This window comes from Nostoc sp. C057 (assembly GCF_013393925.1).
GTDB lineage: Bacteria > Cyanobacteriota > Cyanobacteriia > Cyanobacteriales > Nostocaceae > Nostoc > Nostoc muscorum_A.
In genome coordinates, this window is record NZ_CP040281.1 from 1 (window position 1) to 20,473 (window position 20,473).

Annotated in this window: 15 protein-coding genes; 9 read left to right on the forward strand and 6 right to left on the reverse strand. The window is 41.1% G+C overall.

Annotated elements, in window-relative coordinates; all coding sequences use genetic code 11:
• From dnaA to FD724_RS00015, 3 genes are read left to right on the forward strand one after another with little or no spacing between them, the layout of a single operon-like run.
• On the forward strand, nt 1-1,380 hold the full coding sequence (gene dnaA / locus FD724_RS00005) for a chromosomal replication initiator protein DnaA (RefSeq protein ID WP_179071160.1): 1,380 nt from the start codon (nt 1-3) through the stop codon (nt 1,378-1,380).
• A gap of 7 nt (nt 1,381-1,387) precedes the next feature.
• Nucleotides 1,388-1,558: a hypothetical protein gene (locus FD724_RS00010; protein WP_159402424.1), complete on the forward strand. Its 171-nt coding sequence runs from the start codon at nt 1,388-1,390 to the stop codon at nt 1,556-1,558.
• A 41-nt stretch (nt 1,559-1,599) separates the two neighbouring features.
• A complete protein-coding gene (locus tag FD724_RS00015) occupies nt 1,600-2,781 on the forward strand; it encodes a family 10 glycosylhydrolase (protein ID WP_179071161.1) in 1,182 nt (393 codons plus the stop codon).
• Between the two features lie 122 nt (nt 2,782-2,903).
• On the opposite strand, the gene FD724_RS00020 is transcribed toward FD724_RS00015, so the two are convergent.
• Nucleotides 2,904-4,394 carry a glutamine synthetase family protein gene (locus FD724_RS00020; protein ID WP_179071162.1) on the reverse strand — a complete coding sequence of 497 codons (1,491 nt, stop codon included), beginning with the start codon at nt 4,392-4,394 and terminating at the stop codon, nt 2,904-2,906.
• A 279-nt stretch (nt 4,395-4,673) separates the two neighbouring features.
• The gene (locus FD724_RS00025; protein ID WP_179071163.1) at nt 4,674-5,870 is read right to left on the reverse strand and encodes a pyridoxal phosphate-dependent aminotransferase; all 1,197 of its coding nucleotides are present in this window, start codon (nt 5,868-5,870) and stop codon (nt 4,674-4,676) included.
• Between the two features lie 182 nt (nt 5,871-6,052).
• Between FD724_RS00025 and FD724_RS00030 the strand changes: the two genes are divergently transcribed.
• Nucleotides 6,053-6,652 carry an MBL fold metallo-hydrolase gene (locus tag FD724_RS00030; RefSeq protein WP_179071164.1) on the forward strand — a complete coding sequence of 200 codons (600 nt, stop codon included), beginning with the start codon at nt 6,053-6,055 and terminating at the stop codon, nt 6,650-6,652.
• Nucleotides 6,653-6,881: 229 nt separating this feature from the next.
• The gene (ribD, locus tag FD724_RS00035) at nt 6,882-8,081 is read left to right on the forward strand and encodes a bifunctional diaminohydroxyphosphoribosylaminopyrimidine deaminase/5-amino-6-(5-phosphoribosylamino)uracil reductase RibD (protein ID WP_179075355.1); all 1,200 of its coding nucleotides are present in this window, start codon (nt 6,882-6,884) and stop codon (nt 8,079-8,081) included.
• Nucleotides 8,082-8,123: 42 nt separating this feature from the next.
• Here ribD and FD724_RS00040 read toward each other — a convergent pair whose 3' ends face one another.
• The 3 genes from FD724_RS00040 to FD724_RS00050 form a co-directional block, all read right to left on the reverse strand.
• Nucleotides 8,124-8,342, reverse strand: coding sequence for a hypothetical protein (locus tag FD724_RS00040; RefSeq protein WP_114080301.1), 219 nt, complete (start codon nt 8,340-8,342; stop codon nt 8,124-8,126).
• Nucleotides 8,343-8,729: 387 nt separating this feature from the next.
• On the reverse strand, nt 8,730-10,562 hold the full coding sequence (locus tag FD724_RS00045; RefSeq protein WP_179071165.1) for a serine/threonine-protein kinase: 1,833 nt from the start codon (nt 10,560-10,562) through the stop codon (nt 8,730-8,732).
• 604 nt (nt 10,563-11,166) lie between these two features.
• Complete coding sequence (locus FD724_RS00050; RefSeq protein ID WP_179071166.1) at nt 11,167-12,219, reverse strand: hypothetical protein; 1,053 nt, start codon at nt 12,217-12,219, stop codon at nt 11,167-11,169.
• 479 nt (nt 12,220-12,698) lie between these two features.
• On the opposite strand from FD724_RS00050, the gene FD724_RS00055 reads away from it, so the two are divergent.
• From FD724_RS00055 to FD724_RS00065, 3 genes are all read left to right on the forward strand, one after another.
• Nucleotides 12,699-14,627, forward strand: coding sequence for an alpha-amylase family glycosyl hydrolase (locus FD724_RS00055; RefSeq protein ID WP_114080298.1), 1,929 nt, complete (start codon nt 12,699-12,701; stop codon nt 14,625-14,627).
• Between the two features lie 683 nt (nt 14,628-15,310).
• Nucleotides 15,311-16,054 carry a hypothetical protein gene (locus FD724_RS00060; protein ID WP_179071167.1) on the forward strand — a complete coding sequence of 248 codons (744 nt, stop codon included), beginning with the start codon at nt 15,311-15,313 and terminating at the stop codon, nt 16,052-16,054.
• 242 nt (nt 16,055-16,296) lie between these two features.
• Entirely contained in the window at nt 16,297-17,034 is a 738-nt protein-coding gene (locus FD724_RS00065; protein ID WP_179071168.1) for a class I SAM-dependent methyltransferase, read from the forward strand.
• Between the two features lie 149 nt (nt 17,035-17,183).
• Here the strand turns inward: FD724_RS00065 and FD724_RS00070 are convergent, their stop codons facing one another.
• Complete coding sequence (locus FD724_RS00070) at nt 17,184-17,588, reverse strand: hypothetical protein (protein ID WP_179071169.1); 405 nt, start codon at nt 17,586-17,588, stop codon at nt 17,184-17,186.
• A 189-nt stretch (nt 17,589-17,777) separates the two neighbouring features.
• On the opposite strand from FD724_RS00070, the gene ppsA reads away from it, so the two are divergent.
• Entirely contained in the window at nt 17,778-20,252 is a 2,475-nt protein-coding gene (gene ppsA / locus FD724_RS00075; protein ID WP_179071170.1) for a phosphoenolpyruvate synthase, read from the forward strand.
• Nucleotides 20,253-20,473: the final 221 nt, after the last annotated feature.

The following is a 20,473-nucleotide window of genomic DNA, read 5'->3' on the forward strand; positions in this document are numbered from 1 at the left end:
ATGGAAATTCCCATAGAAAGTCTGTGGAGTCAGGTACTAGAGCGCCTACAGGTTGAACTATCCCGACCGACCTTTGAAACTTGGATAAAAACTGCTAGTGCGGAGCGATTAGAAAATAATTGCTTAGTAATCCGCACTCCTAACCCATTTGCCCGTAATTGGTTACAGAAATATTACATCAATACCATTGCTCATGCAGTACAAGATATTCTCGGTCATCCCGTAGGAATTTACATTACTGTTGCTCAAGGTGATGAAGTTTCTCATTTTAGTGAACGGGAGGTTTCTTGGGAATCAACAAATCCTAGCAGTATTCCTGAAACTGTTTCTCATCACAACCATAAAACTACTGAATTAAATTCTAAATATGTCTTTTCACGATTTGTAGTTGGAGCAAATAATCGGATGGCTCACGCTGCTTCTTTAGCAGTTGCAGAATCTCCTGGTAAAGAATTTAATCCTTTATTTTTATGCGGTGGGGTAGGTTTAGGTAAAACTCATCTAATGCAAGCTATTGGTCATTATCGCTGGAAAATTTGTCCTGATTGTAAAATATTTTATGTTTCTACTGAGCAGTTTACTAATGATTTAATTACAGCGATTCGTAAAGATAGTATGCAAAGTTTTCGAGAACATTACCGAGCTGCTGATGTTTTATTAGTTGATGATATTCAGTTTTTGGAAGGGAAGGAATACACCCAAGAAGAATTTTTTTATACTTTTAATACTTTACATGAGGCTGGTAAACAAGTTGTCATTGCTTCGGATCGTCCTCCTAATCAGATTCCGAGTTTGCAAGAACGTCTGTGTTCTCGATTTTCTATGGGGTTAATCGCAGATATCCAAAAGCCGGATTTAGAAACTAGGATGGCAATTTTGCAGAAAAAAGCAGAGGATGAAAATATTCGTCTTCCTCGCGATGTGATTGAGTATATTGCTTCTAACTATACTTCTAATATTAGAGAATTAGAAGGAGCTTTAATTCGGGCGGTAGCTTATATTTCCATTTGGGGCTTACCAATGACGGTGGAAAATATTACACCTGTTTTAGAACCGCCTAACGAAAAAATGGCAGCTACCCCAGAAGCAATTTTAAAGGTTGTAGCAGATAATTTTGATGTTTCAATAGACGATCTCAAAGGTAACTCACGACGAAGAGAGATTAGCTGGGCGCGTCAAATTGGAATGTATCTCATGCGTCAACATACATCTCTGAGTTTGCCGAGAATTGGCGAGGAGTTTGGTGGTAAAGACCATACAACGGTAATCTATAGTTGCGATAAAATTACCCAACTCCACCAGAGCGATCGCACTTTAGCACAAACAATCCGCCAACTGAGCGATCGCATCAACATGACTAGCCGTTCTCAAAAATCATAGGGTAAATATGCTGACGGGGCGCTTGTCGCCTCGTCAGCACTGCGCGAACAGACCTCAGAGGGAAGCGACACGAGCGATTTTAAGACGCTCGGATGATTTATTCTGTGGCGATAAAGTTCGCACAACAGAAGCTTTAAAAGATGATGACCGCGATTACGACTTTATAAATGGTCTCTAAATATATTTTCTATATTTTTAAAAATGAAATCGGAGTTTTATATGTCGAGTAAAAAGAAAGAACCAATTGGATGTGGATGCTCAAATATTCCGATTTCTATAATCCTAATTATCTTAGGAGGTAGTTATTGGTGGTTTAGCCAGAAAGGATATCCAGAAATTAGCAAGTTTTTAGATAATAGTAAAAAGATAAATATAGATATTCCTAAGCCTACTAAAACTAGTTCTTTAACTATTAATACAACTCCTTCTATAATCCCAATACCCTCTTTAGTAAGCACTCCAACCTTTACTGATAATCCGAAAATAATCCCAGATAAAAAAATACTATTGCTTCAAACAGCTTGGGAGAAGAAAGTAATTAGAGGAATTTATTTGACTCGCTACCAAATTACCAATAATGCCAACGAACAAACGATTCGTGAAAGAGTTCGTTACTATCGCTCTCAAGGAATCAATACAATTATTCATGGTGTTTGGGGTAATGGTTGTACTATGTACAATAGCGAAGTCATGCAGCAAACTTTCGGATATAAAAGTTGTCCAAATCAATTTCAGGAACAATGGTTAAATTGGTTGATAGATGAAGCACATAAGCAAGGAATGCAAGTTCATGCTTACTTTGAGAAGGGAATTAAAATAGATAAGAATAGCCCAATTTTTGATTTGGCAATTTCCCGGAAATGGATTGTTCCAGGAGTGGATAAAACCTACTCTGGAATTGATCATTATGTCCTTGATGTACAAATTCCTGAAGTTGCTAATCTTTTTCAAAATATCTTAGTAGAGTTTGTCAAAAAATATCCTGATATAGATGCAGTTCAGTGGGATGATTATCTGGGTTATTATGCTGAATTATCTGGAAAAGTTGACCGCACTGCAAATTTAACTAAATTTGTACAACAAATGGTAACTTCTATGAAAAAAGCTAATCCATCGGTGAGTTTTGATATTTGCCATCATAACCCCTATTGGGCTAAAAAATATTTTGCTGCTGACTGGGAAAAATGGGGTGCGGATCGTATATTTATTCAAGCTTATAATGATAGTAATTTTCTTGAAGAGTTAAATTATGCTCAAAAATATGCCGGAGTTGCGATTACAGATCGGCAACTGGGTCATTTAAAAGAATTAGTTGATAACCCAAAAATTAAAAGTATCTTAGTTTTTCCATTTTCAGGAAACCCAGAAAAAACAGCTTCTAGCTTAAAAAACTCACTGTGATGTGTGAGCGAGTTTTCTGAGCGTGGGAAACAAGGGATGATTAAGAAAGCGTGATTTAAAATAGTTTTCAACAGCCCGAAAGAGTAGTAAATCTGGTTTATTAAGAGAGTTATAAACCCAACTCAAAATAATTCAAAATATTCTCTTTGCTCCCAGTTAGTTACCTGCTTTAAATACTCTTCTGGTGGCTGATCGACGACGGACTGCAAAAAGCGATTAATTTCACTCTCTTTCATCTTAATGATGAAGTTTATGAACTGTTGCCCCATTTTTTCAGCAAAAAGTTCGCTTTGGCTTAAATATGAAATCGCCTCTGGCAAACTTTTGGGTAAAATCGGATTTTCTGTAGTATAAGGTGACTCTGTTGGAGAGCCAGGGTCAAGTTTACAATCTACACCATCTAAACCAGAAATCAATTGCGATGCCATGTAGAGATAGGGGTTGGCTGCTGGTTCTCCAACTCGGTTTTCAATGTGGGTACTGGGGTCATCAAAACCGCCTTGTAATCTAATCATTGCCCCTCGGTTTTCCAATCCCCACCCAGCACGGTCAGGGGCTAGGGAATAAGGTCTAAATCTTTTGTAGCCGTTAATTGTTGGGGTTGTGAACACAGAAGCAGCATTGGCGTGTTTGAGAAGACCACCAACGAAGTGTTTAGCTAAATCTGACGTGAGGGTTTGGGAGTTTGCAGACATGAAAGCGTTTTCGCCTGTGGTAAGGTCTACAAGGGATTGGTGCAAATGCCAGCCATTAGAAGAAGAACCTTGCAATCCTGGACGACACATAAATGATGCGATGTAACCTTGTTGACGGCAGATTTGCTTGGTTGCCATTCGGAATATCATCATTGTATCGGCAGCTTGCAATGCAGGAATCGGGTCAAAAGTAAATTCAAATTGACCAACACCCCCTTCGTTTTCTACACTCCTTAAAGGCAATTTCATTTCAACTAAATTTTCTGCCAGAAGGCGCAACAAATCTTGAATCTCTGGATTATATGATTCTAAAAGGTATTGGAAGCTATGGTCTACGGCGCTAACTTTAGCAGGTTCACCGGGTTTTCCAGAACTACCAACATTAGCGATCGCTAACATCGGATCTTCCAACTTTGCTAGATACCACTCAACTTCTAAGCCGACAATATGCTCCAATCCTCTTTGATGTAAATCTACCAATGATTGGCGCAAAATACCGCGACTAGAAAAGGGCATTGGCTGACCATTCTGAAAGTACTCATCACAGAGAATAAAGCCAGTACGTTTTGCCCAAGGCACAATTTTGAATGTATCAGGATCAGGAACAGCCACAAGATTTGGCGCACCTGTCATCAAAGGCATATCTAAACTACCGCCAGGGACAAACGGGTTAAATACTATTGCACCACCAGTATCAAACAGGAATGTCCCTGTGCTGATTTGCATACCGTTTTCCAGGGCGCTGAAAAAAGCTTGGGGTAAGAGTGACTTACTGCGAACAATGCCATGCTGGTCTGACCAAGCGGTACGAATCAACAATAAATCCTGTTCTTTAACAATAGCCTTGATTTTTTCAGATGCTTCTTTTTGGATTTCTGTCCACAGGTGATGACGCTCAATAAATCCAGGTCTTTTCATTGGGATTGTCTAATCATGTTCAACTGCTTGTGTGGTTAGTTTGACACTTCTTTCGCCAGTTTCGTGAATAATATGGAACTAGTCTTCAAGCATGGCATGAAGTAAATCGCAGAGGGTACGGTAAACCCATATCTAACCTATTCCCAAGAGCAATGTGATTTTGTTAGATGACCCAAAAAATTGGCAAAAAACGCCCCTCTCAGACTCGGAGAAGGACAGGCTTGAACGAAAGTTTAAAGTAAGGAGAGATTTCTCGAACTCACGTTAAATTAATTTGCATTAGGTGGTCGATTGCAGAGTTTGCTGTAGCTTGAGTAAGCGATCGCTCGCTGCTTGTAATGTCTCAGGTGTTTTGCTAAAGCAGAATCTGATCAATGAATGGCCTTTTTCTGGTTGGCTGAAAAAGCTGGAACCAGGAACTACGGCAACACCAATATTTTTAATTAGATGGTAAGTGAATTCAATATCTGTTTTGTAGCCAAATTTAGAAATATCTGCAAGAACATAATAGGCTCCTTGGGGAAGAAAGTAAGGAATGCCAACTCCATCGAGTATCTGTAAGATGGAGTCTCGCTTCTGGTGATAAAGTTTGCCTAGTTCTTCATAATAGGATGGTGGTAGTTGCATCGCGGTAACTCCGGCTCGTTGCAATGGTGCGGGAGCGCCAACGGTGAGAAAATCATGGACTTTGCGAATGGCTCCCGTTAATACGGGGTTTGCCAAAATGTAACCAACTCGCCATCCGGTGACACTATAAGTTTTGGATAGACCGTTAATGGTAATAGTGCGTTCTTCCATACCGGGAAGGGTCGCTAGGGCAATATGTTGAGTGCCATCATAGAGAATATGTTCGTAGATTTCATCTGTGAAGGCTAACACATCCCATTTTTGACAAAGTTCAGCAATTAGAGTAAGTTCTTCACGGGTAAAAACTTTGCCGGTGGGATTATGGGGTGTGTTGATAATAATAGCTTTGGTATTAGCATTGAAAGCTTGACGCAACTGTGCTTCATCAAATGTCCAATGGGGAGGATGCAGTGTTACGTATCGGGGTGTGGCACCAGCTAAAATCGCATCGGGGCCGTAGTTTTCGTAATATGGCTCAAATACAATTACTTCGTCACCAGGATCGACTGTTGCCAGCATTACAGATGCCATTGCTTCTGTAGAACCACAGGTGACGGTGATTTGGGTTTCAGGGTCGATATCTAAGCCGAGATACCAACGAACTTTGCTAGCGATCGCATGACGAAATGCGCGATCGCCCCAAGTAATGGCATACTGGTTGACATCTGCCTCTATTGCTTCATAGGCTGCCTGTTTCAACTCCAACGGACATGGAAAATCAGGGAACCCCTGAGCCAGATTCACTGCATTATGTTGCAGTGCCACCCGTGTCATTTCCCGAATTACTGACTCTCTAAACTGGTCTGCCTTCGCTGATATTTTTTTACGCCCAATCTCACTCACTCCCATACCTCCGTTAATCTCGATTGCGGTTATGCAGGAATTTTTCTAAAACCCATAAAACACATAATACCGATAGCTTTATCGTAGTATACTCAAATTCGAGATTCAGAGGGAATGCAACCTTATAATCTATATACTTAATTATTGATATTAATAGTCAATTACTGAAGTACTGATCCAGAATCATCATGAAATCTTTGCACCGTCCCGATCTTTATAGCTGGTCTAATTTCAATCCGGCAAGAAATATTGATTTCAATGGGATTGCCTGGATTCGCCCAGATGGAAACATCTTGATTGACCCAGTAGCCCTATCAAACCATGATTGGAATCATTTGAAATCTCTCGGTGGTGTAGTTTGGATTGTGCTGACGAATTCCGAGCATGTCAGGGCAAGTAAAGATATTGCCGATCAAACTTATGCTAAGATAGCTGGCCCAGTGGCAGAAAAAGCCACTTTTCCCATACCTTGCGATCGCTGGCTGTCTGATGGTGAAGAGTTCGTACCTGGGTTAAAAGTAATTGAACTCCAAGGCTCGAAAACTCCCGGTGAATTAGCTCTGTTACTGGAAGAGACAACTTTGATTACAGGGGATTTAGTCAGGGCACGTAAAGCAGGTAGCTTAACTATATTGCCAGATGACAAGCTACTGAATCGAGAGGAAGCTATTGCTTCGGTTCGCAGGTTGGCTCAACTGAGTCGAGTTGAAGCAGTGCTGGTGGGGGATGGTTGGCCCGTCTTCCGCGATGGACGCGATCGCTTACAGGAACTTGTAGCCACGCTGTAAATGGGTGGGGGCAGGAGAAAGTTTTTAGTTGGGGATTCTGGAGCCACTGAACTACTGTAAGAAAGCGGGAAGCTGACGCAACAGTTGGGGTCTTAAACTCTCTCTAAAAGTTGGACTTTACCCTTTTTCCTTTCCCCCTATTTTCAATTATTAGGAGCAAAGCGCGAGTCTCCTGTGGAAAGGCTGCGCGATCGCGTGCAGAATATTTACAGTGTTGCCGCCTAAAATTATGGATAATTCCCCAGTGGTCGCTCAACCAGATGCATCCTTACCAAATTACACTCAGGAAAATATACATCTAGTGGAGTCAGCAGTTATAAAAGAAAAGATCGGAACTGATTTTGACTCTCGCATGATGCTGCGGTGTTTGGAACTTGCTCGCCGCGCTTTAGGTCGGACTTCCCCAAATCCTTTGGTGGGAGCGGTGATTGTCAAGGATGGCGAGATTGTCGGCGAAGGGTTTCATCCTCGTGCAGGTGAGCCTCATGCAGAAGTGTTTGCTTTACAAGCAGCAGGCGATCGCGCTCGTGGTGCAACAATCTATGTGTCACTTGAACCTTGCAATCACTACGGACGTACTCCCCCTTGTTCGGAAGGATTAATCCAAGCTGGAGTAGCAAAAGTGGTAGTGGGTATGGTTGATCCCAATCCACTGGTAGCTGGAGGTGGTATCGCCCGTTTACGTGCGGCGGGGATCGAAGTGTTGGTGGGAGTAGAGGAATCAGCTTGTCATCAGCTCAATGAAGCTTTTGTGCATCGCATTCTCTACAAACGACCTTTGGGAATTTTAAAATATGCCATGACTTTAGATGGCAAAATTGCTACTACCTCTGGTCATAGCGCCTGGGTGACAAGCCAAGAGGCCCGCAATGAAGTACATCAACTGCGGGCGGCTTGCGATGCCATAATTGTCGGCGGCAATACAGTGCGACAAGATAATCCTTATTTAACTAGCCATCATGCGGAAGCACATAATCCCCTGCGGGTGGTGATGAGTCGCCATCTCAACTTACCGGAAAGTGCCCACCTGTGGCAAACTGCGGATGCTCCAACTTTGGTGTTGACTCAAAAGGGTGCTAACCCCGATTTCCAACAACTGTTGCTCAAACAGGGAGTGGAAATCGTGGAATTAACATCACTTACACCAGATAACGCAATGGCGTACTTATATGAACGGGGTTTTTGTAGCGTCTTGTGGGAATGTGGCGGTACTTTAGCTGCTAGTGCGATCGCTCAAGGAGCAGTGCAAAAAGTTTTGGCATTTATTGCCCCAAAAATCATTGGTGGTAGCATTGCTCCCACACCAGTGGGCGATTTAGGTTTTACTACCATGACTGAGGCATTGTCTCTAGAACGTGTTCGTTGGCGTGTAGTCGGCTCTGACTGCTTAGTGGAAGGTTATTTTCCCCAAAAAGCCAATAGTCAATAGTAATAACACTTGACTATCAATCAATTCATCGTGATTTTGCTATCATGAACACTGGCGTTCATGGGCAATATCACGTATTAGAGCTAGCCGAGATTGAATGTAGTGGCAGAGATAATCAGTTTCGTTAGGATCTAACAAAACTTGTGTTTCGGTTTGTTTCACTAACCACTGCACCAAGCTAGCATCATCCAGTTGTAAGAGGAGCTTGGCTTGCGCGGTTTCAACCACTGACCAAAGCTGACGCATGATTGTAGGAGTCATCAGACCTCGATTGAATAATGAGCTATTAGCTGTCTTTAGATTACACAATTCCGATCGCAATTTACGACATGAATGTAGAAGCTGAGACAAGTATTATTAAAAACTTAATAATGGTATTTATAACTTTATGAAGATTAAGAATTTGAAACTCAGGTTGAAAATGGGAATTGGGAATTGGCAATTGGGAAAACAGATTTTTATGGGTTTAGTTGCAAAACCTAGAAGACAAATACATTAATTCTAAAAACTGGGTTTTTGTGTTTGCAAAGACCGAAATTATGTAGATTTTAGTCCAGTAAAGACAGTTTTTTAAATACTATATTGAATCCTGAATCTGTCTTCTAAGATACAAAAATTTAAGTTTTGAGAAAAACGTTTTCTAGAAAGTTAACATCTTTTGGCTGTCGATGGACTCACAAAATCATGTAAATTTTCATCCCAAATACTAATGTAAATAAAATTACATTCTTGGCGGATAATCTGGCCCTTGACTGAGCCATTCTGAAAACGGAAATTATCAGACTGACCCTGTTGTACCTGTTTAAGTCCCTGCTTAATTTCTTCAGTTGCTTGCCCATCTAACAATCCATTCAAGGTAGCTTGCATCACCTGCGGGTCTACCGATTGGGCAAAAGATACCTCTGTTTGACGCAGCACTTGAGAATTACGATCGAATAAGTAGCCAAGATCAATTTTGTTTGGTACTAGTTTGTAAACAACAGCACGCGTCTTACCCCATGCACCTCTTAAATCTTGATTTGGTTTGCCGAGGGTAGCTTCTACAGCGCTTCTGGATGTACCTGTAGGAAATGCGGGAACGCTTTGACTGCTGGTAGTCACAGCTACTTTTTTCGGTGGCTGATCATTCTTCTGTGGTGCTGAAACTGCTTCTGGTGTTGGAACTGCAATATTCTCTGGTTCTGGCTGTGGTGTAGAAGACACTTCTGGCGCTGGAGTATCTGAAATTATAGGCTTTTTTTCTGGCTGTGGTATGGATACAACTGGGGGATTAACGGTTGGCAAAGGATTGAGAATTACTCGCTTTCGTGGTTGTGAGGCTGGTACAACTGGGGCTGGAGAAGTTTGGGAAGAAAGGGGCGATTCGGTAGATGCGGGAGTAGGTAAAGATTCTAGCGATGGAGTGCTACTTGTGACAATGGTTGTTTCTGGTTGTTGCTGACGAATGATGTTAGGAATCACTACTGCACCAATCAAGCCGCCTACCAGCAAACTACCAATAATTACGGCAGGTTTTTGCCAGTTTCCAGGAGTGGAATTCCCTATCACAGTTGGTTTTTGTGGGGAATATAATGGCTGGGTTTGTCGAGTCGATGACGCAGGGGGATAAAAATTAACTGTAGGAGTATTTGCAGCTAACTCAGGAGGGATATTACTAGCAGACTGCAAAGCGTGTAACATCTTACTAGCAGTGCTGTAGCGATCGCCAGCATGAGGCTTAATTGCCTGATTGATTACCACCGCCAATTGAGAAGAGACGTTAGGGGCGTGTTCCTGCCAAAGTATTTCCCCAGTTTTAAGATCGGTTTGCAATTCTTGCGGGTGTTTGCCAGTCAGCAGATAAATCGCCGTTAAACCTAAGCTGTAGATATCAGTGGCGTAAACTGGGCGGCCAACGGCTTGTTCGCTGGGCATATATCCAGGCGTACCAATAACGAGCGATCGCGTGGGGTATCCTGAAGAGTTGGCCACAGAACGAATTGTTTCTTTGACTGCACCAAAATCAATCAAAACTGGCTTGTTATCAACAGAACGGAGAATAATGTTCTCAGGTTTAATATCCCGGTGAATAATGCCTTTACTGTGGACATAATTTAACACTGAAAGCAGACTCAAAAGAATTTGCCGAACAGCAACTTCACTCTCAAATCCTTTAGCTTCGACAATTTTCGTCAGAGTTTGGCCGTGAATCCATTCTTGGACAAGGTAAAATTGCCCGTTCTCAGAAAAGTAGGCATAGAGTTTAGGAATTTGGTTACTACTTTCACCCAAATATTCCAAGGTTGCGGCTTCCCGTTCAAACCGTTGTTGGATTAGTTGGTAATTTTGCGGATCATTATTAGTTATCGGTTTGAGTTGCTTAATCACACAACGACGGCGAGAAGGCATGTGAACATCTTCTGCCAGAAAGGTTTCGCCAAAACCCCCAGCACCGATTACCTGGATAACTTGATAGCGATTGTTTAGCAGGGTTATTGTCATGAAAAATTATAAGCGTAGACACCCAGCGCGGAGCCGGAGACTTCCTATCTTCTCCAGGCTTGTCTCAGACATCGCCCTTTCCAAATGTACATCAGATAAGTAAAGCGAGGGCGAATAGATATCTGGTCAAAAGAGGCAGGGGAGCAGGAGGCAGGGGGAAAGACTGAGACGGGGCTTGTACTTTGCCCCAGTTCAAGCGTCCTGGAAGAACAGGGCTTCTCTTCTCTACGAGAGGCTGCGCGAACGTACCCATGTTTCGCTTTGCTCCATGCAGAGGAGAAGGGCTTTCTCCCCACGCTCCCTGCTCCCTTCCCCTCTACCTCTTCGGTGAAATTGAATATGCGTTATTCAGAACCCATGTAGAGAGATAGCAGTGGCAATACTTCTCTACATTCTTTTTTACCAGATATCTAATGTAAGCCGACGCATTACCAATGCAGGGTATTGCCAAATTTAATTTGCGATGAATGAATCGGTGTTGCTGATTAATTATATGAATTTTGGTATAAAGACGTTGCATTGCAACTTCTTTACAAGGGTTTTGAAATTACGTAAAATCATTTTCATACCTGAATTCAGCAACGCCAATCAATCAAATGCTGCATTAGTTAAACTCTATAGTCTCAACAAACTCTAAAATACTCTCCTTAATGTCTTCAGCTTCTTCTTCAAGGGAATCGGGAGTTTCGCCGTCAAGAAAGCTGTGCTGACTACTAACTATATACAAAAATTCACCACTGATAAAGGTGAGCAGACCCCGGTACGCATCTAATCTGATCGCAGTTCCATTATTTTCTTGCTTAGAAATTGTCGAACCTTTGGGCATATCAATTAACACATAGTAAGCGCCTCGCAAAGTATCTTCCAGATATTCCGTGTACTCCACAGAAGCATCTGGTACATTGGCAAAAATCGCTTGGGGTACATACTTATCTACTAAAATTGTTTGTAAATATTCTTCTTGTCCAACAGACTCCAGTTCCTCTAACTGTTCTAGAGGGAAAGGATAATAATCGATTCTCAATAAAGTACCGATGTCATCAGAAAAGCCAACTACTCCTTCCTGGCTTTGAATTCTACCGCCCTGCTGGGGATCAACCGGAATTGGCACGGTAAAATTACCTAAAGGGGATTGATATGTCTGTTCGCTGAAATCTTCTATGACTACTGTCTCATCATCGTCGTCATCTGCATATTCTTCCTCTTCTGCTTCTTTAAAGGCTGCAATTACCTCCTTAATAATTTCCTCTGCTTCTTCATCTTCCAGGTCTAAGGCTGCTTGTAGCTTTTTGAGGTAGGCTTGTTTTGGTTTGGCGATCGCAAGTTCATCGTCTAAAAGCACTATTACCCCAGCTGCAAAACCATCCAGCACTAATTCTTCTGAGAGAGATACTTTGGCGGCATTAAACAGGGGCCCAATTCCTTCCTCTTCTGCAATGGCTAGGAGTCTATCAACTATTTCGGCAATTTCATCTTCTGAGTATTCCTCGAAAACCTCGAATTCCCAGAGGATACCCGCTAAACTTTCTGCATCTACATCTTCAATCATGGAATCAGCGATCGCAGTGACAGTTGCGATCGCCGCTACCGCTTCCTCTGGACTTAGTGATTCCTCTGATGTCTTTGGTGAGTTAAAAACCTTGTCATATTTGGTCATAATTGCTACCTAAATTAATTCCTCAACAGTAAAAACAGATTGAAAGTGACAATGGTCAGTTTACCAATGGAGCGAATCTTCTAGAGAAAAAGTTGGCTAATGCTTTGTCTACTCAATATTGCTCAGGTGTAACAAAATCTTGTTGACAGCTAATCTCCAAAGAATTGAGATGTTCTCAAATCTGTTGTCGAATATACACTTAAACACGAGTTAGGCTCAATTTTTACCACAGGTCAACTTAATTAAATATTGTAAATTTTTGTTATTAAGCAATTATCGTTAATAAATGCTATATTTCTTTATTTTTATCCTCTAGCAGATGAATTATATCTATCGATAGAATTATAAACTAGCTAGCGATAGATACCTATACCGTGGGCAGGATGTCACAATACCGATGTCTGTAGCGACACACAATAGCCAAAGCGTTTGTACTGTTAGTTCTACAAATGTAAATTACATAAAATTTTGAGTTTTTTATGGTAAAAACCCCTCCATCTCAGTTTTCCCCAGATCAATACAAAGTTGATTCTGCACAAGAAAAAGTAGACGCTATTATAGAAACGCCACCATCAGAAACCGAGATTGACCTAGAGTTTCTTTACACCAGAGATATTGAATTTCGCCAAGAAACCATTTACTTTCTGGTGGTAGATCGCTTTTATGATGGCGATCCAGATAACAGCGAAGGTGAAAATTCAGAACTCTACGATCCCAATAGACAAGAATGGGGTAAGTACTGGGGTGGTGACTTGCAAGGTGTCATCGATAAGTTAGATTATCTCAAAAATATGGGAGTTACCGCCCTTTGGCTAACTCCACTATTCGAGCAAGTAGAAGAGTTATTTATTAGCAATGCGGCGATGCATGGCTATTGGACAAAAGACTTTAAGCGGATTAATCCTCGCTATATTGCTGATGGAGAAAACCCTTCTTTAAATGCTACCCAAGAAGAAAAAAATACGACCTTTGATCGATTAATTACAGAACTGCACAAGCGGAATATGAAGCTGGTGCTGGATATTGTCTGCAACCACAGCAGCCCTGATACCAGTGGTAGCAAAGGTGAATTGTATGATGATGGCGTTAAAATTGCTGACTTCAATGATGATGTCAATCATTGGTATCACCATTACGGTGAAGTGCAAAACTGGGAAGACGATTGGCAAGTACAGAATTGTGAACTAGCGGGTCTTGCAACCTTTAATGAAAATAATACAGAATATCGACAGTATATTAAGTCAGCAATTAAACAATGGCTAGACCGGGGTGTGGATGCACTGCGGGTTGATACTGTCAAGCACATGCCGATTTGGTTTTGGCAAGAATTCACTGGCGAGATGACCAATCACAAACCAGATGTATTTATTTTTGGTGAATGGATTTATAGTAATCCGAGTGACGATCGCTCGGTGGAATTTGTTAACCACTCAGGCATGACACTTCTAGACTTTGGGCTATGTGTGGCAATTCGAGCCGCACTGGGTCAAGGTTCAGAACTGGGATTCCAAACAATTCAATACATTTTTGACCAGGATTATCGCTATAACGGGGCAACAGAGTTAGTTACCTTCATCGATAACCATGATATGTGCCGCTTCCAATCGCTGAATCCCGATCCAGCGATGTTGAAGGTTGCGATCGCCTTAATTATGACATCTCGCGGTATTCCCTGTATATATTACGGCACAGAACAGTATTTACATAACGATACTGATGGCGGTAATGACCCATATAACCGCCCAATGATGGAAAATTGGGATACCGATAGTGAGGTTTATCGTTGCATTAGATTGCTGTCTGGTTTACGCCGACTAAATCCTGCTATATCAATGGGTAGCCATTGGCAGAAATACTTGACCGCCGATGTTTACTGTTATGTCCGCCGCTATCGTGATTCTCTGTGTTTTGTAGCTTTAAACCGGGGAGGGGAAGTTACTCTCCCAGAAGTAGAAACAGAATTGCCCGATGGTGAGCATACTTGCGTAGTGACTCGCAATAAGTATGAAGTAAAAGACGGCAAGATTTATAACTTAGTATTAGAAGAACGGGGAGTGCTTGTTTTCAGCCACGTTGGGGAACGGATCAAAGCACAAACAATTGTGCGCGTCCAACTCAATGGTGTGGATACCCAACCCGGTGAAATCATTGTGGTGACAGGAGATTGTCCAGAGTTGGGTAACTGGGATATCAGCAAAGCATATCCACTAGAGTACATCAACTCAAATACTTGGTCTGCTGAGATTCCCTTTGATGAAAGTGCTGGTAAGCTGATTGCTTATAAATATGCCATGTGGCGGGAAGGGCGATCGCCTCTGCGCGAAAATTTGGTCAATCGTCGCTGGGTGATTGCGAAAGAAGGCACTGTAAAATGGCGTGATACTTGGGCATCGGGAAGAGAATCGTAGAAATTTCAAATCAACAATGAAGTGTCTGATTTTTCACGTTATGTGGAAAAGTCTACCAAAAACCTCCTAACCCCCTTCCCGACGCGGGAAGGGGGAAAATTCAAAGTCTCTCTCCTTTTAGGAGAGAGATTTAGAGAGAGGTTTTCCAGATGCCGTGAAAAGTCAGAATGAAGTGTGAAGGATAAAAATTTTGCTCCTTCACACTTTATTTTTTGTGAATTAATAACCCTTCTTGTGCTTTGCGGTTTCGTCTTTGACGTTCTCAGAGAGTCGCCGCTATAAATTTATGTATGCAATGCTCTGATTTCTAAATGCTTTTTCAATATATTTTAGTTTGCAGTGATCTAGATCACACCATTTTGTGAGTAAGAATAGATAGTATCAAGCACATAAACACCTTAAAACTGTCAAAGGCAGGAGCTAAAAAGCTCTACCTCTTACAGGGTAAAAGAATAGATGATACCTGTATAAGTACTAAAATCACCAGTTTTTAATTCTTACCAAATCATCTAAAAAAACGTGAGTTCGACAAGTCTTATTTGACCTCTCCCCCAACCCCTCTCCGACACGGAGAGGGGAGCAAAAAGCTTAATTTTTCGTTGCTCCTCCCTTTCCGTTTCGGAGAGGGAGGCTGGGAGGGAGAGGTTCATCGAACTCACGTTAAAAAAATGAGAAAAAGGTAAATGGTGATGTTTGAACTCTTGCTAAAAAATCAATTAAGCGCTCCCAAAAAAGTAAAATTTAAAAATGAGATTTTGGCACGAGTTCAAGGACAAAAATCAGGAACTTCAAATGACGAAATTAAATTTTATAAAACTGAATTACTTCCCTATTTTATAAAATTGAGCCAACACAATCCTGTTTTCAGCGTTACGGAACAATTACGGCTTTTGGTGGGTGTTTGGACACCAATATGGTCTACCATTTCATTTCATGAAAGTTTACCGAAAAGAATACAAGAACAGTCTTTTCAAATTTTTCAGCATGATGGTTACTGTGCCAGTGTCGCTCGCTATATAATGGGGAAAGAGCCGTATTTATCCCAGAGTTTTAACTCAATATTACCAGCTTATGATTTCATGGTAATCCAAAAATATGGAGTTCAAAATGGTAAATGGTATCTTCAAAATATTGATAGATTTCAGGCTTTTAAAAATAGAGAAATTCCTCTAAATTTAGAATCAGTCTACACCTGGTTTACTGATGTGCTTAACACTAAAGTCAAACTGAATGCGTCAAAATTGGCTTTACCGAAAGCTCTCGAATTAGAAAATATAGAGATAAATCATACAAATTATTTAAAAAAAACATCCTTAGCACCTTCTCAAGTGTTTCAGCATTTATATATAGATAATGACTGGCGACTTGTAAAAACTCAAACAGATGCCTCACATCTACCTAGTTACACAATTTCTGTGAAGAGGTAATTGATAAAGTAAAAATAAAATTACCGTAGTGGGATCGTAAAATCTCTTATTTTTTCTCAGCGATCTCTGTGCCTCTGCGGTTTAAAAGTATTTTTTCTAACCACAGAGGCGCAGAGGACACAGAGTATAGAGCTTAAAGAGAAATCTATTTACCAAAATTTTTACGCACCTTGAAAGGGCTAGTCTTAGGCTCGTAATAGGAATTTAGCCCCAAAAAATTTATAACATAGCCTCTAAGCAATATGAATGAATGGTACAAAGAAGACCTTGCATTTATTCATGATGACGGTTTCCGTGACTTCGCTCTCAAATCCGCTCCCGGCATTTTAGAAATCCTCGCTCAAAACAAAATACATGATGGACTAGTGGTTGACTTGGGTTGTGGTAGCGGATTATGGGCAAAAGAACTTACTAAGGCTCATTATCGTGTTCTCGGAGTTGATATTTCTGAGTCGATGATTAATATTGCACGAACAAGAGTCCCAGATGCCGAATTTCGGATCGATTCACTATTCAAAACAGAGATTCCGCCATGCAATGCTGTCACCTCTATTAGTGAATGTATCAGCTACCTGTTTGATCGAGACAACGATCGCCAAATTCTTGTTCAGCTTTTCCAGCGCATATATAATGCCTTAACTCCTGGGGGTGTATTCATCTTCGACATTGCCGAAAAAGGACAAGTTGCACAAGGTACTACAACTAAGGGTTTCACTGAAGGAGAAAGCTGGGTAGTATTAGTTGAAAAATCGGAAGATCGAGAGCAAATAATTTTGACACGCCGAATTATTAGCTTCCGTAAGATAGGGGAACACTACAGACGATCTGACGAAGTACACCACGTGCGATTATACGAAGCAACAGCTATTGCAAGTGAACTCTCTGGCGTTGGCTTCCAAGTTGAAACAACTCGTAGTTATGGGCAATACCTTCTGCCGAAGGGTCATGTAGCATTTATTGCACGCAAACCAGGATTATAAATACCTGAATCAAATCCAATATCTAATTTTTTTGTTATGGTGATCCCAAAAGAATTGTTAAGTACTTACGAGGTTCAATAGAATGACTAATCGATTTACTTATATGTTTGAATACAAGCCGTTATAAATAATTTATTTATAAAGTGTATCTATTTAGGTTGGGCAATACGCGCTTCAATATCTTCCAATGTTTGTAACAATAGACTCCTTGCCTGCAATTGCCAACCCCATCTTTGAATTCTGTAAGCTGATACAGTACCAACTATAGCGGCTAACAAACAGAAAGGTTGATTTAAAGAAATTCCGAATAACAAACCCAATCCAGCAATTCCCCAAAATGGTAAGGCTACTGTTTGTCTTTGCTCTTCCACAATTTGAGTAACTATATTAGAAGATTGCTTATTAACTAATAATGCTTCTTTGACTTGTCGTTGTTCGGCTGCCGACACTGTTAAACCTATTTTCCGCCGTAGTTTTTCTATTTTGCGGGCATCAGTACTGTACTCAGTTAACTCATCTTCTGCCATTTTTAGTAGTCGTTCTAATTGCGCCATTGTGTATTGCATCCAGTATTTTGATACAACTATTAACTTGAATAATTGTTAATTTTTATTGACTATAAAGTTGTATTTAATCGCCAAATTTAAAGTTACACGACAAAATGAAAAATCTAAAATTAAAGATGGGAAAAATATACTAACGGTTACGCACTTACAAATTGAGTATAAATTTAAAAGGTAATTATGACTACAATATCTAAAAACACTTTATCTCCATCTGCTCAAGAGCGATCGCTCATCTTGTGGTTTGATGAAGTTGGAATTGCTGATATCCCGTTAGTTGGTGGTAAAAATGCCTCACTGGGCGAAATGATTCAACAGCTAACGCCTAAAGGGATTAACGTTCCTACCGGATTCGCCACCACTGCTTACGCCTATCGTCATTTCATCAAATCAGCAGGTTTAGAAGCAAAGCTACGCAAACTCTTTGCTGACTTGGATGTTGAGGATGTCAAAAATTTACGAGAACGGGGGAAAAAAGCGCGATCGCTATTAATCCACACTCCATTCCCTGTAGAATTGCGAGAGGCGATCGCTACAGCCTACCAAAGTCTTTGTGAAATATACCATACAGAGACAGATGTTGCAGTCCGTTCTAGCGCCACTGCTGAAGACCTTCCCGATGCTAGTTTTGCCGGACAGCAAGAAACTTACCTCAACGTTGTCGGTGTGGAAGGAGTTTTAGCCGCTTGTCACAAGTGCTTTGCTTCCATATTTACCGATCGCGCCATTTCTTACCGTCACACTAAGGGATTTGACCACTTTAGCATTGCTCTGGCTGTGGGTGTGCAAAAAATGGTGCGCTCTGACTTAGCAACCTCTGGGGTGATGTTCTCCATTGACACAGAAACTGGATTTAAGGATGCGGCACTAATTACAGCCGCCTACGGTTTAGGTGAAAATGTTGTCCAGGGGTCTGTAAATCCCGATGAATACTGTGTTTTTAAACCAACTTTAAAAGCTGGTTTTCGCCCGATTATCGATAAAAAATTGGGCAGTAAAGAACTGAAAATGATTTATGATGACGGCTCCAAATTTACAAAAAATGTTTCGGTTTCCCCCAGCGAAAGAAATAAATTTGCCCTGAGTGATGAAGAGATTTTACAACTAGGAAGTTGGGCGTGTTTAATTGAAGATCATTATTCTCAAGTCCACGGTACATTGACTCCAATGGATATTGAGTGGGCAAAAGATGGCATTACTAATCAACTTTTTATTGTGCAAGCGCGTCCCGAAACCGTCCAGTCGCAGAAGGCGGGAAATGTGTTGCGGAGTTATCGGTTGGTATTAGGAAATGGGGAAAAATCTTCCCACTCGTCACTCCATAATTCCCAATCCCCAATTCCCCTGGTTACGGGAAGTGCAATTGGAGAAGCTATTAGTCAAGGGAAAGCCCGCCTAATTTTAGATGTTCAGAAACTCGAACAGTTTCAAGTTGGGGAGGTTTTGGTGACAGAGAGAACTGATCCCGATTGGGAACCGATTATGAAACGCGCCAGTGCAATTGTCACCAACTCTGGTGGTAGAACGTGTCATGCAGCAATCATTGCGCGAGAATTGGGTGTCCCTGCGATCGTGGGATGTGGCAATGCTACAGAAATCTTAAAACCTGGTCAAGAGGTAACAATTTCTTGCGCTGAAGGGGAAGAAGGAAAAGTTTATGCAGGTTTATTACCTTTTGAAGTTGAAGAAGTTGCTTTAGAGAACTTACCGCGTACCCATACTCAAATTTTAATGAATGTGGGTAATCCTCAAGAAGCATTAAGTTTATCGGCAATTCCTAACGATGGCGTAGGTTTAGCGCGGACAGAATTTATCATTGCTAACCAAATCCAAATTCATCCAATGGCGTTGATTCATTATGAATTATTAAAAGATGAATTTGCCAAAGCTAAAATTGCTGAAATTACCTCACTTTATGACGATAAACCTCAATATTTTGTAGATAAATTAGCTCAAGGCATTGGTAGAATTGCCGCAGCATTCTATCCTAAACCAGTGATTGTGCGAATGTCAGATTTTAAAAGTAATGAATATGCGAATTTGTTAGGTGGGCGACAGTTTGAACCCCATGAAGAAAACCCAATGCTGGGTTGGCGAGGCGCAGCACGTTACTATGATGAAGGGTACAGAGAAGCTTTTGCCCTAGAATGTCATTCCCTCAAACGGGTACGGGAAGATATGGGTTTAACGAATGTTATTCCGATGATTCCTTTTTGTCGCACTCCTGATGAAGGGCGACTGGTTTTGGCAGAGATGGCAAAAAATGGTTTAAAGCAGGGCGTTAACGGGTTGCAGGTTTATGTGATGTGTGAGTTACCCAGTAATGTGATTCTGGCTGAAGAATTTGCTGAGGTATTTGATGGTTTCTCGATTGGTTCAAATGATTTAACTCAACTGACACTGGGGATAGATAGGGATTCGGCGTTGGTAGCAAGATTGTTTGATGAACGTAGTCCAGCTGTGAAACGAATGGTAAAAATGGCCATAGAAGCGGCAAAAAAATGCGATCGCAAAATAGGCATTTGTGGACAAGCACCCAGTGATTACCCAGAATTTGCTCAGTTTTTGGTTGAACAGGGAATTGACTCAATTAGTCTGAATCCAGATTCGGTTTTAAAGACAATGCTAGAAGTGGCAAAAGTTGAGCAGGGATAGCAAAGGATCGGATTGTATTGGGATTCCGTTCTGAAGAACTGCGGAAAGATTCAGAATTTGCGTAGTTTACCGCCGCAGGCATCGCATAACCAACAGTAGTTGAACTTTTGGATCGCTGCCTGTAATATAGCGATCGCCATATTTTGTTTGTGTAATTGTCTACAAAACTTTTGACTGCTCAACCATAAGTATCTTAGTATTTTGCAGAATGGCTATTTAGT

What these genes read in the sequence shown, in the direction of transcription:
- FD724_RS00040 (WP_114080301.1), bottom strand. Translation starts at nt 8,342, where the DNA reads ATGACTCCTACAATCATGCGTCAGCTTTGGTCAGTGGTTGAAACCGCG.
- FD724_RS00055 (WP_114080298.1), top strand. Translation starts at nt 12,699, where the DNA reads ATGGTAAAAACCCCTCCATCTCAGTTTTCCCCAGATCAATACAAAGTT.
- FD724_RS00020 (WP_179071162.1), bottom strand. Translation starts at nt 4,394, where the DNA reads ATGAAAAGACCTGGATTTATTGAGCGTCATCACCTGTGGACAGAAATC.
- ppsA (WP_179071170.1), top strand. Translation starts at nt 17,778, where the DNA reads ATGACTACAATATCTAAAAACACTTTATCTCCATCTGCTCAAGAGCGA.
- ribD (WP_179075355.1), top strand. Translation starts at nt 6,882, where the DNA reads ATGGATAATTCCCCAGTGGTCGCTCAACCAGATGCATCCTTACCAAAT.
- FD724_RS00070 (WP_179071169.1), bottom strand. Translation starts at nt 17,588, where the DNA reads ATGGCGCAATTAGAACGACTACTAAAAATGGCAGAAGATGAGTTAACT.
- FD724_RS00050 (WP_179071166.1), bottom strand. Translation starts at nt 12,219, where the DNA reads ATGACCAAATATGACAAGGTTTTTAACTCACCAAAGACATCAGAGGAA.
- FD724_RS00060 (WP_179071167.1), top strand. Translation starts at nt 15,311, where the DNA reads ATGGTGATGTTTGAACTCTTGCTAAAAAATCAATTAAGCGCTCCCAAA.
- FD724_RS00010 (WP_159402424.1), top strand. Translation starts at nt 1,388, where the DNA reads ATGCTGACGGGGCGCTTGTCGCCTCGTCAGCACTGCGCGAACAGACCT.
- FD724_RS00045 (WP_179071165.1), bottom strand. Translation starts at nt 10,562, where the DNA reads ATGACAATAACCCTGCTAAACAATCGCTATCAAGTTATCCAGGTAATC.
- FD724_RS00065 (WP_179071168.1), top strand. Translation starts at nt 16,297, where the DNA reads ATGAATGAATGGTACAAAGAAGACCTTGCATTTATTCATGATGACGGT.
- FD724_RS00025 (WP_179071163.1), bottom strand. Translation starts at nt 5,870, where the DNA reads ATGGGAGTGAGTGAGATTGGGCGTAAAAAAATATCAGCGAAGGCAGAC.
- dnaA (WP_179071160.1), top strand. Translation starts at nt 1, where the DNA reads ATGGAAATTCCCATAGAAAGTCTGTGGAGTCAGGTACTAGAGCGCCTA.
- FD724_RS00015 (WP_179071161.1), top strand. Translation starts at nt 1,600, where the DNA reads ATGTCGAGTAAAAAGAAAGAACCAATTGGATGTGGATGCTCAAATATT.
- FD724_RS00030 (WP_179071164.1), top strand. Translation starts at nt 6,053, where the DNA reads ATGAAATCTTTGCACCGTCCCGATCTTTATAGCTGGTCTAATTTCAAT.